Origin of the sequence: Rubrimonas cliftonensis (assembly GCF_900107585.1) — a bacterium.
In the GTDB taxonomy this organism is placed as follows: domain Bacteria; phylum Pseudomonadota; class Alphaproteobacteria; order Rhodobacterales; family Rhodobacteraceae; genus Rubrimonas; species Rubrimonas cliftonensis.
This window is the reverse complement of the sequence record NZ_FNQM01000019.1, coordinates 24,539-38,101: the sequence shown is the minus strand read 5'-3', so window position 1 is coordinate 38,101 and position 13,563 is coordinate 24,539. Positions and strand designations below refer to the sequence as shown.

At 68.6% G+C, this 13,563-nt stretch carries 9 protein-coding genes; 7 read left to right on the top strand and 2 right to left on the bottom strand.

Annotated features, from left to right (window positions below; genetic code table 11):
* Positions 1-30: 30 nt before the first annotated feature.
* The 3 genes from BLW43_RS18650 to BLW43_RS23100 all read left to right on the top strand — a co-directional run bounded on the left by BLW43_RS18650 (position 31) and on the right by BLW43_RS23100 (position 4,300).
* Positions 31-2,985, top strand: coding sequence for an error-prone DNA polymerase (locus tag BLW43_RS18650; RefSeq protein WP_093255779.1), 2,955 nt, complete (start codon positions 31-33; stop codon positions 2,983-2,985).
* A gap of 25 nt (positions 2,986-3,010) precedes the next feature.
* A complete protein-coding gene (locus BLW43_RS23105; RefSeq protein WP_139284143.1) occupies positions 3,011-3,457 on the top strand; it encodes an nSTAND1 domain-containing NTPase in 447 nt (148 codons plus the stop codon).
* 315 nt (positions 3,458-3,772) lie between these two features.
* Positions 3,773-4,300, top strand: coding sequence for a hypothetical protein (locus BLW43_RS23100; protein ID WP_139284142.1), 528 nt, complete (start codon positions 3,773-3,775; stop codon positions 4,298-4,300).
* Positions 4,301-4,318: 18 nt separating this feature from the next.
* On the opposite strand, the gene aroC is transcribed toward BLW43_RS23100, so the two are convergent.
* Complete coding sequence (gene aroC / locus BLW43_RS18645; protein WP_093255778.1) at positions 4,319-5,419, bottom strand: chorismate synthase; 1,101 nt, start codon at positions 5,417-5,419, stop codon at positions 4,319-4,321.
* A gap of 30 nt (positions 5,420-5,449) precedes the next feature.
* Positions 5,450-6,655: a TIGR03862 family flavoprotein gene (locus BLW43_RS18640; protein ID WP_093255776.1), complete on the bottom strand. Its 1,206-nt coding sequence runs from the start codon at positions 6,653-6,655 to the stop codon at positions 5,450-5,452.
* Between the two features lie 231 nt (positions 6,656-6,886).
* On the opposite strand from BLW43_RS18640, the gene dctP reads away from it, so the two are divergent.
* From dctP to BLW43_RS18625, 4 genes are all read left to right on the top strand, one after another.
* Positions 6,887-7,984, top strand: coding sequence for a TRAP transporter substrate-binding protein DctP (gene dctP, locus BLW43_RS18635; protein WP_093255774.1), 1,098 nt, complete (start codon positions 6,887-6,889; stop codon positions 7,982-7,984).
* A gap of 110 nt (positions 7,985-8,094) precedes the next feature.
* Positions 8,095-9,294, top strand: coding sequence for a TRAP transporter small permease subunit (locus BLW43_RS24070; protein WP_217632237.1), 1,200 nt, complete (start codon positions 8,095-8,097; stop codon positions 9,292-9,294).
* A 3-nt stretch (positions 9,295-9,297) separates the two neighbouring features.
* Positions 9,298-10,653, top strand: a complete 1,356-nt coding sequence (locus BLW43_RS18630; RefSeq protein WP_217632236.1) for a TRAP transporter large permease — start codon at positions 9,298-9,300, stop codon at positions 10,651-10,653.
* A 360-nt stretch (positions 10,654-11,013) separates the two neighbouring features.
* Complete coding sequence (locus BLW43_RS18625) at positions 11,014-13,536, top strand: hybrid sensor histidine kinase/response regulator (RefSeq protein ID WP_093255773.1); 2,523 nt, start codon at positions 11,014-11,016, stop codon at positions 13,534-13,536.
* The last annotated feature ends 27 nt before the right edge of the window (positions 13,537-13,563 follow it).

Sequence of the window (13,563 nt, the reverse complement as noted above, 5' to 3'; positions counted from 1 at the left end):
CCAGCGGCCGCGCCAGGCGGATGAACGCCCATGCCCTTCGCCGACCTCTCCGCAACCTCCAACTTCACCTTCCTCACCGGCGCCTCGCACCCCGAGGAGATGGTGGCGCGCGCCGCGGAACTCGGCCTTGAGGCCATCGCCATCGCCGACCGCAACACGCTGGCCGGCGTCGTCCGCGCCCATGTCGCGGCGCGCGAGATCGCGCGGGAGCAGGCGGCGGCGCTGCGCGAGAAGCGCGGCGTCACCTCTGCGGACGTCGCGGCGCGCGGCGCCCGCGGCAAGCACGACGCCGGCGGCAACATCCCCGCGCCGAAGGCGGAGCCCGTGGCGCTGGCGGCGCGCTCGGCGCCGCGGCTGCTCGCCGCGAGCCGGCTGGCCTTCGAGGGCCACCCCGACGTCACCGCCATCCCGACCGACCGCGCCGCCTGGGGCCGGCTCTGCCGCCTGCTCACCCTCGGCAAGCGCCGCGCCGCCAAGGGCGCCTGCATCCTGCGCGCGGAAGACCTCGAGGCCTGGGGCGAGGGCATGATCCTGCTGCTGCACGGCGGAGACCTCGACCCCGCGCAAGAGGCGGCGCCCTCGCAGCGCGGCGCGGGCCTGACGGCGCAGGCCGCGCGACGCTGGACGCGCCGCTTCCCCGGCCATGTCTTCACCGCCGCCCACCCCCGCCATGACGGCCGCGACGCCGCGCGCCTCATGGCCGCCGCGCGCCTCGCGGAGCGGAGCGGCGCGCCGCTCGTCGCCCTCTCCGGCGCCATGATGCACGCCGCCCGCCGCCGGGCGCTCGCCGACGTGCTGACCGCGATCCGCCTCGGGACCACGGTCGAGCGGCTCGGCCGCGCCGCGCTGGCCAACGCCGAGGCCCGGCTGCGCGACGAGGCCGAGATGCGCCGCCTGTTCGCGGCGCACCCGGAGGCGGTGGACCGCACCATGGAGATCGCGGGCCGCGTGAGCTTCTCCCTCGACCAGCTCGCCTACGAATACCCTGACGAGGAAAGCGGCGGGGAGACGGCGCAGGAGCGCCTCGCCCGGCTCGCCGCCGAGGGCCTCGCCTGGCGCTACCCCGACGGCGTTCCCGAAAAACCCCGCGCCATGGCCGACCGCGAACTGAACCTCATCGGCAAGCTCGGCTACGCGCGCTATTTCCTGACAGTGCGCGACATCGTGGCCTTCGCGCGCTCGCGCGGCATCCTGTGCCAGGGGCGCGGCTCGGCGGCGAACTCCGTGGTGTGCTACGCGCTGGGGATCACCGCGATCGGGCCGGAGATCGGCTCGATGGTGTTCGAGCGCTTCGTCTCCGAGGCCCGCGACGAGCCGCCCGACATCGACGTGGATTTCGAGCACGAGCGCCGCGAGGAGGTGATCCAGCACATCTACCGGCGCTACGGCCGCGAGCGCGCCGGCCTCTGCGCCACCGTCATCCACTACCGCGCCCGCCGCGCCATCCGCGAAGTGGGCCGCGCCATGGGGCTGGGGGAGGACGCCGTCGCCGCCATCGCCAGCCAGACCTGGGGCTGGGGCTCCGAAGGCGTGCCGGAGGACCGCATCCGCGAGATCGGCCTCGACCCGACCGACCGCCGCCTCGCCCTGACGCTGGCGCTCTGCCGCGAGATCACCGGCTTCCCGCGCCACCTCTCCCAGCATGTCGGCGGCTTCGTCATCACCAGCGGGCGGCTCGACGAGCTCGTGCCCATCGAGAACGCCGCGATGGAGGACCGCACCGTCATCGAATGGGACAAGGACGACATCGACGCGCTGGGCATCCTCAAGATCGACGTGCTGAGCCTCGGGATGCTCACCTGCATCCGCAAGGCCTTCGCGCTGATCGAACAGCACCACGGGGTGCGCTACGGGCTCGCCTCGATCCCCGCCGAGGAGCCGGCGGTCTACGACATGCTGTGCGCGGCGGATTCGGTAGGCGTGTTCCAGGTCGAGAGCCGCGCGCAGATGAACTTCCTGCCGCGGATGCGCCCGCGCTGCTTCTACGACCTCGTGATCGAGGTCGCCATCGTGCGGCCCGGCCCCATCCAGGGCGACATGGTTCACCCCTATCTGCGGCGGCGGCGCGGCGAGGAGCCGGTGTCGTTTCCCTCCAACGCGCTCGGCGAGGTGCTCGGCAAGACGCTGGGCGTGCCGCTGTTTCAGGAGCAGGCGATGCAGATCGCCATCATCGGCGCCGGGTTCGACCCAAGCGAGGCCGACCGCCTGCGCCGCGCGCTCGCCACCTTCCGCAAGACCGGCACGATCCACACCTTCCGCGAACGCTTCGTGGCGGGGATGCTGGCGAACGGCCACGAGCCGGATTTCGCCGAACGCTGCTTCAGCCAGATCGAGGGGTTCGGCGAATACGGCTTCCCCGAGAGCCACGCGGCGAGCTTCGCGCTGCTGGTCTACGCCTCGGCCTGGATCAAGCGCTTCCACCCCGCGATCTTCGCCTGCGCGCTGCTGAACTCGCAGCCGATGGGGTTCTACGCCCCGGCGCAGATCGTGCGCGACGCCCGCGCCCATGGCGTGCGGGTGCGTCCGGTCTGCGTCAACGCGAGCTACTGGGACAACGCCATCGAGCGCGACGCCGACGGGGCGCTCGCCCTGCGGCTGGGCTTCCGCCAGATCAAGGGGCTGGGCGAGGAGGACGCGCGCTGGATTTCGGCTGCGCGCGGCAACGGCTATGCGGCGGTGGAGGACGTCTGGCGGCGCGCCGGCGCGCCGCCGCCCGCGCTGGCGCGGCTGGCGGAGGCCGACGCCTTCGCAAGCCTCGGGCTCGACCGGCGCGAGGCGCTCTGGGCCGCGAAGGCCGTGGCCGGCGACGCGCCGCTGCCGCTGTTTGCGCCCGACGGCGAGGGGATCGTCGAGCCGGCGGCACATCTGCCGAAGCTCACCGAGGGCGAGCAGGTGGTGGAGGACTACGTCGCCCTGCGCCTCACCCTGCGCGCCCACCCGCTCGCGCTGCTGCGGGGGCTTTTGACCCCACAAGAAACCAGTTAATGTACGCTCAACCGAGGAGCCAATCATGTTTCATCTACTAGATCCTGAAGTTGGATTCACCTCTGCAGTTATTAAAGATCCTCAACGTTTTGTTGGCAGAACGCAACTTATCAGCAACGCCATGCGAGCAGTGAATACTACCTCAAGTCTTATTGCTGTTTTTGGAAAACGGGGCGTTGGGAAATCGTCGCTCATGCGGCAAATACAATTGATTGCGAATGGCGATTATGAGATTGTCACGCGCGCTGGGCTACACCATTTAATTCCCGAAAGAAAAAGACGTTATTATACTGTATTCTACACATGTGACTCGAAAATCGAGAACGCCGAAGAGTTACTATTACGGATTTGCACTGATACCGATTCTGAAGATGGCCTTCTGCGATTAGTGCCAGACCGGGGAAAAGAGCTGGCTGAGTTCACAAGAAGTAATTCTAACGATCAATCGACCGATTTAAAAATTCTAAAGTAGGGATCAAAAGGCGAAAATGCGGAAAAATATTCAGCAAATTTGAGATCTGATATTATTCAAACTTTTAGAGATTTTTGCTCATCTATCGTGCCCCATAACAATAATTTTTGGAATAGGAGAGACGGACTTATAATTTTCATAGACGAGTTTGATATTATAAGGGACAGAACTGGAATTGGATCTTTAATCAAATCACTTAGCTCGGACAAATTAAAGTTTGCGATATCTGGAATTTCAGACGACCTTAACGATTTGGTCGATGATCATGAGTCAATCGAGCGCCTTGTCGAGCAAGGGTATGCGCACGTAACTCCAATGAACCTCAGCGAAATTTCAATGATATTTTCGACCGCAGAAGAATTGTTCGGCGGTCATATAAAATCCGAAGAGCAGGTAATAAATAAAATACATGAAATATCGCTGGGATATACGTACTTTGCTCAATTGATCGGAAAGTCTTGCGTCGAAAAGGGGAATCAAACTGGCTCAAACGATATTGGCATCACGGTGCTGAATATGGTTTTGGATGATATACGCAAGGGAGAAGCTTTTCCAACCCTTGAAAGGCGATATCAAAACGCCATAGGGGACAGCGAAGGCCGGGCTACACTTTTGACATTGCTTGCAGAAGAACAAGTTTCACTTGATGACATCGAAGGTGGCGTAAGCTTAAAAAGTGTGCGTTCAACAGCACAGGAACTAGAGATCGACCATATGGATCAACTTGTTCCAAGGCTAATTGACAAAAAATTTGGACCCGCTCTCGTTAAAAAGGCTGATCTACGTGGGACCTACGAATTTTTAGATCCAGTTTTTAGAGCCTATGTGCGCCTCCGTCGTTAAAAGCCACAAAAAGTACAACTAACCGATTTGTCCCCTTACGCCCCCCGTCTGCCCCCGGTCGCGCAGGACGTGGTCGAGCAGGACGCAGGCGAGCATGGCCTCGCCGACCGGCACGGCGCGGATGCCCACGCAGGGGTCGTGGCGGCCCTTGGTGACGATCTCGGTCGGCTCGCCGGCGCGAGTGATGGTGGCGCGCGGCGTGAGGATCGAGGAGGTCGGCTTCACCGCGAAGCGCGCCACGACGTCCTGCCCGGTGCTGATGCCGCCCAGAATGCCGCCGGCGTGGTTGGAGGCGAACACCGGCCCGTCGGGGCCCATGCTGATCTCGTCGGCGTTCTCGACCCCGTCGAGCGCGGCGGCGGCGAAGCCCGCGCCGATCTCCACGCCCTTGACGGCGTTGATCGACATGAGCGCGGCCGCGATGTCGGCGTCGAGCTTGCCGTAGATCGGCGCGCCGAGGCCCGGCGGCACACCCTCGGCGCGCACCTCGATCACCGCGCCGATTGAGGCGCCGGCCTTGCGGATGGCGTCGAGCTCCACGCCCCACGCTTCCGCCGTATCGGCATCGGGGCAGAAGAAGGGATTGCGGTCGACCTCCGCCCAGTCCCACCGCGCGCGCTCGACGGCGTGGGCGCCCATGGCCGCCATTGCGCCGCGCACGCGCAGCCCCGGCGCCAGCATCGCCAGCGCCGCGCGCGCGACGCCGCCGGCGGCCACCCGCGCCGCCGTCTCGCGCGCCGAGGAGCGCCCGCCGCCGCGCGGGTCGCGCAGGCCGTACTTCAGGTGATAGGCGATGTCGGCGTGGCCGGGGCGGAATTTCTCGGCGATCTCGGAATAGTCCTTCGAGCGCTGGTCCTGGTTGCGGATCATCAGCTGGATCGGCGCGCCCGTCGCACGGCCTTCGTAGACGCCGGAGAGGATCTCGACCTGGTCGGGCTCCTGCCGCTGGGTGGTGTAGCGGCTCTGGCCGGGGCGGCGGCGGTCGAGCCAGGGCTGGATGTCAGCCTCGCTCAGCGGCACGCCGGGCGGGCAGCCGTCCACCGTCGCGCCCAGCGCCGGGCCATGGCTCTCGCCCCAGGTGGTGACGCGGAACAGGTGGCCGAAGCTGTTGTAGGACATGAACGCTCTCCCCGGTCGTCGGGCGGGGTCTTAGCCCGGCGGGGCCTCGCGGGAAAGCCAGTCGAGCGCCGAGCTTCCCGCAAGCCGGCCCGTGGCGATGCTGGCCTGAAGCAGGTAGCCGCCGGTGGGCGCCTCCCAGTCCAGCATCTCGCCGCAGGCGAATACGCCGGGGCGGTCGCGCAGCATCAGCGTCGCGTCCAGCGCATCCCAGCGCAGGCCGCCGGCGGTGGAGATCGCGCGCTCCAGCCCCGCCGTCGCCGTCAGCCGAAGCGGGACGGCCTTGATAGCGGCGGCGAGCGCCTCCGGCTTGGACGCCTCCCCGCCCAGCCGCGCCAGCGCCGCGGCGAGCGGCGACAGCCCGAGCCGGCGCAAACGGTTGGCGCGCGAGAGGCCCGGGCGCTGCGCTTCGAGCTTCGCGGCGAGCTTCGCGGCGGACAGGTCGGGCTTGAGATCGACCGCCAGCGCCGCGGCGCCGTCGCGCGCGACGCTCTCGCGCAGCGCGGCCGAGAGCGCGTAGATCGCGCCGCCCTCCACGCCCTGCGCCGTCACCGTCGCCTCGCCGCGCAGGCTCGTCCCGCCATGGGAGAAGGCCGCGCCCTTGAGGGGGACGCCGGCCCAGCGCGCCGCGAAGCCCTCGGGCCAGTCGACGCGGAAGCCGCAGTTGGCCGGGACCAGCGGCGCGACGGCGCCCGGCGGCAGCGCGGCGGTCCAGCGGCCGTCGGACCCCAGCCGCGGCCAGCTCGCGCCGCCGCAGGCCAGCACGACCGCCTGCGCGGCGATCGGGTAGGCGCCCTCCACGCTCACGCCGCCCTCGACGAAGCCCGTCCAGCGCGCCCGCGTGACCAGCCGCACGCCAAGCCCCTCAAGCCGCCGCAGCCATGCCCTGAGCAGCGGCGAGGCCTTCATCGCCTTGGGAAAGACACGGCCCGAGGAGCCCGTGAAGGTCTCCGCCCCCAGCCCGTCGGCCCAGTCGCGCAGCGCCTGCGGGGGGAAGGCGTCGAGCGCGGCGGCGAGCGGGACGGCGGCCCCGCCATAGCGGGCGCGGAAGACCGGCTCGGGCTCGGCGTGGGTGAGGTTCAGCCCGCCGCGCCCGGCCATCAGGAACTTGCGGGCAGCGCTCGGCATCCGCTCCAGCACCGTGACGCGCGCCCCGCCCTGCGCGAGCGTCTCCGCCGCGGCGAGGCCCGCCGGGCCGGCGCCGACGATCACTGCGTTGATCGGGTTGCCTGCGGACATGCCGGCGCTTTCGCCCGCCGGCGCGGCGGCGTCAATCGCCGCGACCGCCCTGCGCCCGCCTCCGACCGCCGCGCAGCCCGATACTGCGCCGCAACAAACGCAATCGCGATTGCCTCGCGACTGCGACATCATTGCTCTCCGACTGATCGCGCGGTAGGCAAAGCGATGCGGGCCCGTCAAGCGGCCCCGTCGCGGCCCTGCTGCGCCGCGATCCAACGGGAGGCTATCCAGATGACCGACTTCACGAACCGTCGACACTTCCTGCGCGCGGGCGCCCTCGGCGCCGGCGCCGTTCTCGCCGCGCCGGCCATCGCCACGGCGCAGGGCCAGACGACCACCTGGCGCGTGCAGACGTCCTGGCCCGGCGGCGCCGGCCTGCAGATCTTCAAGGACTGGTGCGCCAGCATCCAGGAAAAGACCGGCGGCGAGCTGGCCTTCACGCCCTTCGGCGCCAACGACGTCGTGGGCGACTTCCAGCTCTACGACGCCGTGAAGAACGGTGTGCTCGAGGCCGTGAACCCGTTCACGATCTATGCGCAGGGCATCATCCCGGCGGCGGTGTTCCTCACCTCCTATCCGCTCGGCCTGCGCAACCCGCACGAGTTCGACGTGTTCTATTACGGTCTCGGCGGCCTCGACATCGCCCGCGAGCTCTATGCCGCGCAGGGCATGCATTTCGTCGGCCCGATCCATCATGGCCCGAACATCATCCACTCGAAGGTGCCGATCCGCTCGATCGACGACTTCGCGGGCCGCAAGATGCGCGTGCCCGGCGGCATGGTGGCGGAGCTGTTCTCCGAGATCGGCGCCGAGACGACCCTGCTGCCCGGCTCGGAGATCTTCCCCGCTCTGGAGAAGGGCACCATCGACGTGGCCGACTACGTTGGTCCGGCGGTGAACTACGCCCTCGGCTTCAGCCAGGTCACGAAGTACATCTCGATGGGCCCGGCGGGCTTCATGTCGGTCTACCAGCCGGTCGACCTCATGGACCTCACCGTAGGCCAGGCCGCCTGGGACGCGCTGAGCCCGCAGATGAAGCAGTTCGTGGAGATGGAGACGCAGAGCTACTCCATCCACCACCACGCCGCGATCCAGAAGGCGGATCAGGAGAGCTGGGTCAAGTTCGAGGCCGACGGCACCGAAGTCACGCGCCTCAGCCAGGACGACGTCGAGATCATGACCGAAGTCGCCGTGCCGATCTGGTTCAAGTACGCCAACCGTGACGACGCCTCCAGGCGCGTGTTCAAGATCCATCTCGACTACATGAAGTCCGGCTCGCTGGGCTACGTCGACGACGCGCTGCTGGCCGGGCACTCGCTGGACCTCTGAGCCGCGCGAACATCGCCTGACGGAGCGGCCCCGGTTCCCACCGGGGCCGTCTTTCGTCCCGGCCGGCGGCGGCGCCGCGGCCTTGGTCTTTCCCCTGCTGGAAGGCGCTTATGCCAAGCATCAGCTTCGACATGCCGCACTGGGTCTACTGGGCGACGCTGATCCTGTTCCCGCTGGTCGCCATGGTGATGGCGCGCCGCGGGCGGATCACCGAGTACTCGCTGCCCATCGGCTATTTCATCCTCGTCACGGGCGGCCTGTTCGGCCTGCACCGCTTCTATCTGCGCAACCTGTGGGGTCTGCTCTTCGTGCCGCTGGTCGTCGGCATGCTGTGGGCGAACGCCGAGGGGCGCGAGGCGCGCAACATCCAGTCAGACGCCGCCAACGTCCTGCGCGTCGCCGAGCAGAGCATCGAGCGCCAGCAGCCCCGCGTCGACGGCGCCGACGTGCGCCTCGCCGAGCTGGAGGCCGCGCTCGCCGCCGCGGAGGCGGGCAGCTTCGCGCAGACCCGCGCCGAGCGCGCGCTCTCACGCGAACGCGAGACCGTGGCGACGGCCCGCGAACGGCTGGCGGAGGCCGAGGCGTCGCTTGCCGACGCCCGCCCCGCGCTGGAGGCGGCGTCGGAGACCCGCGCCTTCTGGACCAACATCGCCTTCGGCACGCTCTGCGTGAGCCTCGCGCTGATGGCGTTCGACGCGGTCGCGCTGCCCTGGCTCGTTCGGGCGGCGCAGGCGCGCGCCGACGACGGCCCCGCGGAGCCGCACACCGAGACCGCCGAGGCGAAGGACGACGCCGCCCATATCGGCGAGGGATGGCGCGGAGCCATCGACCGCGTGAGCTTCTTTACCGGCGAGTTCGTCAGCTACTGGGCGGTCATCGCCGTGATCGTCTACTACTACGAGGTTATCGCTCGTTATGTCTTCAACTCGCCGACCAACTGGGCCCATGAGGGCATGTATCTCATGTTGGGCATGCAGTACCTCATCGCCGGCGCCTACGCTATGCTGACCGACACTCATGTGAAGGTGGACATCTTCTACGCCAACTGGTCGCCGATGCGTAAAGCCCTCGTGGACCTGTTCACCAGCGTATTTTTCTTCATCTTCGCTGGAACGATCCTGGTGACCGGCTGGATCTTCGCGATGGACGCGACGCAGATCAACGAACTCGGCTTCTCGGAGTGGCAGATCGCCTACTGGCCGTTCAAGTGGGCCATCGCGCTGGGCGGCCTTCTGCTGCTGCTCCAGGGCGTCTCCAAGCTCGCCGGCGACATCGCCGCCGTGGGCGACGCCAGCCGCGGGAGGGCCTGAGCCATGGGTCTCGACATCCCGATCGACTGGCTGACGCTGCTGATGTTCGGCAGCCTGATCATCGTGCTGATGGCGGGCCTGCCGCTCGCCTTCGTCACCGGCGGGCTCGCCTGCGTGTTCCTGTTCCTGCTCGGCGACGCGCAGACGCTCAACATCGTGCCGAGCCGCATCTTCCCGCTGATGACGAACTACCAGCTTTCCGCGATTCCACTGTTCATCTTCATGGCGGCGATGCTGGAGCGGGCGGGCATCATCAACGAGATGTTCGATGTCATCTACAAGCTGCTGGGCGGCGTGAAGGGCGGGCTGGCGGCGGCGACGATCATCGCCTCCACCATCCTCGCCGCGATGGTCGGCGTGATCGGCGCCGCGGTCGTCACCATGGGCATCATCGCCCTGCCGGCGATGCTGAAGCGCGACTACAACCCCGAGATCGCCATGGGCGCGATCATGGCCGGCGGCACGCTGGGCATCCTGATCCCGCCCTCGATCCTCGCGATCATCTACGCCGTCGTCGCCGAGCAGTCGGTGGGTGAACTGTTCATCGGCGCGGTCATCCCCGGCCTGATGCTGTCGGGGCTCTACATCGTCTACGTCACCGTGATGAGCTACGCCTTCGACGGCTACGGCCCGCCGATCCCCGAAGAGGAGCGCGTCTCCAGCACGGAGAAGCTGCAGCTCATCGGCAACATGGCGGCGCCGCTGGTGCTGATCGTGGTGGTGCTCGGCGTGATCTTCACCGGCGTCGCAACGCCGGTCGAGGCGGCCGGCATCGGCACCTTCGGCGCCTTCATCGTGGCGGCGATCCATCGCCGGCTGGACTGGCCGACGATCCGCGAGGCGTGCCTGACCACGCTCAAGGCCTCCGCCATGGTCATCTGGATCATGTTCGGCGCCACCATATTCGTCGGCCTCTACGTGCTGGAGGGCGGCCAGCAGTTCGTGCAGGAGGCGGTGGCGGCCACGGGGCTCGGGCCGTGGGGCGTGCTGATCCTGATGCAGGTGATCCTGATCCTGCTGGGCATGTTCCTCGACTGGGTCGGCATCCTGCTGCTGGCGGTGCCGATCTTCGTGCCGATCATCCGCGCCTTCGGACCCGAGGCGTTCGGTTTCGACGACCCCAACGACCTCGTGCTGTGGTTCGGCGTGCTCTACCTCGTCAACATGCAGATGAGCTTCCTGTCGCCGCCCTTCGGCTATGCGCTCTTCTACCTTCGCGGGGTCGCGCCGCCCGAGATCCCGATGATGCGCATCTTCGCCTCGGCGCTGCCGTTCCTGGCGATCCAGGTGTTCGGTCTCGTGATGTGCATGGTGTTTCCGCAGCTGATCACCTGGCTGCCGAACCTCGTCTACGGCTGACGCCGAGCATCGCCCGTCGCGCGCGGGTGTGACGGGCGGCACAGTCGCACCCCCGGCCCCGTGCGACAACGACAGGGGCCGGGGGATGGCCGCCAGTAGTGACAACCGTAGCGCGTCGGGTCAGTGAGTGAGTTGCGCAGGCAGTCCCCCGGCGCCGGCCCTGGCGATCAGCCGCCCCGGCTGGCCCATCATGCCTTCTCTCCCGGACAATGGACGCGACGCGCAGGCCGCACGGCGGCGGCAGGGCGCCGCCCGCACAGAAGCCGTTAAGGACCATCCGGTTAGGATCGCAGCGCAAGTCGTTCGGCCGTCTCGCGCGACCGGGCGCGAGGGCGGGCCTGCGACGGGAATCGGAAGCCGATGACGCTGCGGCAGGATCAGAGCGAGACGGCTGAGCGGCCTTTCCGACGGGTTCTCGGGCGGCGCTTCGTCGCCGCGCTCGCGATGACGCTGATTCCCGTCTGCATCGCGACGACCGCCTCCGTCATCTACTTTGACCGCCACTCGGTCCAGATCCGCTATGTGGTCAGCTTCGGCCAGCTCGGGCGCGCGCTGAGGACGCTGGAGGCCGAAATGCTGCGGACGGCGTTCAGCAGCGGCCCGGACCGTCGGGAGGCGCGCGCAGCCTTCGTCGATGTGCTCCTGCTCTACGGCGCGATCCGGGCGAGCGACGAGGACGGCGGCCGGACCGGCCACGACGCGATTTCGGCCGCGTCTGTCGACGGCGTCGCGGCGGCCTTCGGCGTCGACCCCGAGGCGGCCGCGGACGCGCTGGGTCTCAAAGGCGGCAGGATGCCGCGCGCCCTGATGGAAATCTGGGAGGAGCGCGAAGGCGCGCAGCCCCTTGACGGCGCGAAGCCGCTGGAAGTGGTGGTGGCCGAACTCATCGCGACGGCCGCCCCGGTCGTCGCAGGCCGCGGTCCCCTGTCGATGGACGAGCTGCTCGCCATCACGACGTTCTCGCAGGCCCTCAACGCAGACACCGTCGGGGCCATCGCCGCCGTCTCGACGCTTCTGCAATCGGAGGCCTATGAGGCGGAATCGATCCCGGTCATCCTGTCGGGGGTCGTGCTGCTGTCGTCCCTGCTCGGCGCGTTCTTCTCCTACGTGACCGTGTATGCGCCCCTGGCCCGCCGCCTCGCAGCCGACAACGCGGCGCTCCGCGCGGAGAACCGGCGCGCACGCGCCGCCGAGGCCGCGAAGAGCGACTTCCTCGCCACCATGAGCCACGAGATCCGCACGCCGATGAACGGCGTCATCGGCATGGCGGAGCTGATGGCCGGCACCCGGCTCGACGCGCGCCAGCGCACCTTCATCGACATCATCAATTCCTCGGCCCACGCGCTGCTGGGGCTGATCAACGAGATTCTCGACTTCTCCAAGATCGACGCCGGGCAGCTCAGGCTGTCGCCGCAGCCCTTCAAGCTCTCGCGGCTGGTGAGCGAGCCGGCCGGGCTCGTGGCCAGGGCCGCGGCCGCGAAGAACCTCGACTTCGTGGTGCGCATCGCGCCTGACGCCCCGGATCGGCTGGTGGGCGACTTCGCGCGGCTGCGGCAGATCATCGTCAATTTCCTCAGCAACGCGGTGAAGTTCACCGACGCCGGGCAGATCGAGCTCGACGTGACGGCGACGCCGTCCAAGGACGGCGCCGCGGCCGTTCTGCGGGTGGAGGTGCGCGACAGCGGCATCGGCGTCCGCAGCGAGGAAATCGACCGCCTCTTCGACAAGTTCACGCAGGCCGACGGCGGCCGAACGCGCAAGCAGGAGGGCACCGGCCTCGGCCTTGCGATCTGCAAGGGCCTCGCCGAGTTGATGGGCGGCGCCGTCGGGGCGCAGTCGACGCCGGGCGAAGGCTCGACGTTCTGGCTGTCGGTCGAGCTGCCCGTCCATGCCGGCCCGGAGGCGCGCCGCGCGCCGCCGGCGGAGATCGTCGGGACCCGCGTCCTCGTGATCGACGACAACGAGACCAACCGGCTGATCCTGCAGGAGCAGCTCGGGGCCTGGCGCTTCGACGAGGCGGCGGCGGCCTCCGGGCGCGAGGGACTGGTCAAGCTGCGGCGCGCGGCGGCGCAGGGCGCGCCCTTCGACCTGGTCATCCTCGATCGCCACATGCCGGGCATGTCGGGCGAGGACGTCCTGCGCGAGATCCGGGGCGCGCACGCGATCGCGGCGACCCGCGTCATACTGCTCAGTTCGCTGGAGAACGACGCGACCGGGTCCGGCTGCCTCGCGGACGCGGCGCTCGTGAAGCCGACGCTCGCCTCAGCCCTGCTCGACGCGATCATGGACGTGCTCGCGGACGACGCGCCCGCCCCGCGCATCGATGTCGACGGCGGCGGGTATGCGGGGGCCGACCCAGCAGAGCCGCCCGCCGCCGCGCGGGCCGGGACCGGCGGCCGCAACGCCGGGACCGGGCGGCCGGACGTGCTGGTGGTGGACGACAACGACGTGAACCGCCTCGTGGCGGAAGAGATGCTGGGGCGCATGGGCCTCAGCCACGCCTCGGCCGCCAACGGCGCCGAAGCGATCGAGGCCTTCGTCTCGCAGCGCCCGCGCCTTGTGCTGATGGACATCTCGATGCCGGTGATGGACGGGCTGGAGGCGACGCGGCGCGTCCGCGCGCTCGAGGCCGAAACCGGCGCGCCCCGCACGCCGATCGTCGGCCTCACCGCGCACGCCTTCGAGGGCGACAGGACACGGTGCCTCGACAGCGGCATGGACGACCATCTCGCCAAACCCATTCTCGGCGACCTGCTCAAGCACGCGGTGGACCAATGGCTCGACCGCCCGGACGACGGACCGGCGAGCGGGCCGGCGAGCGGGCCGGTGGACGATGCGGCGGACGATGCGGCATGCGCGCGGACGCAGGCCGCCGCCGGTTGAGCCGCCGCGCCGGCCGCGTCGGCGCCC

What these genes read in the sequence shown, in the direction of transcription:
- BLW43_RS18650 (WP_093255779.1), top strand. Translation starts at nt 31, where the DNA reads ATGCCCTTCGCCGACCTCTCCGCAACCTCCAACTTCACCTTCCTCACC.
- BLW43_RS23105 (WP_139284143.1), top strand. Translation starts at nt 3,011, where the DNA reads ATGTTTCATCTACTAGATCCTGAAGTTGGATTCACCTCTGCAGTTATT.
- BLW43_RS23100 (WP_139284142.1), top strand. Translation starts at nt 3,773, where the DNA reads ATGAACCTCAGCGAAATTTCAATGATATTTTCGACCGCAGAAGAATTG.
- aroC (WP_093255778.1), bottom strand. Translation starts at nt 5,419, where the DNA reads ATGTCCTACAACAGCTTCGGCCACCTGTTCCGCGTCACCACCTGGGGC.
- BLW43_RS18640 (WP_093255776.1), bottom strand. Translation starts at nt 6,655, where the DNA reads ATGTCCGCAGGCAACCCGATCAACGCAGTGATCGTCGGCGCCGGCCCG.
- dctP (WP_093255774.1), top strand. Translation starts at nt 6,887, where the DNA reads ATGACCGACTTCACGAACCGTCGACACTTCCTGCGCGCGGGCGCCCTC.
- BLW43_RS24070 (WP_217632237.1), top strand. Translation starts at nt 8,095, where the DNA reads ATGCCAAGCATCAGCTTCGACATGCCGCACTGGGTCTACTGGGCGACG.
- BLW43_RS18630 (WP_217632236.1), top strand. Translation starts at nt 9,298, where the DNA reads ATGGGTCTCGACATCCCGATCGACTGGCTGACGCTGCTGATGTTCGGC.
- BLW43_RS18625 (WP_093255773.1), top strand. Translation starts at nt 11,014, where the DNA reads ATGACGCTGCGGCAGGATCAGAGCGAGACGGCTGAGCGGCCTTTCCGA.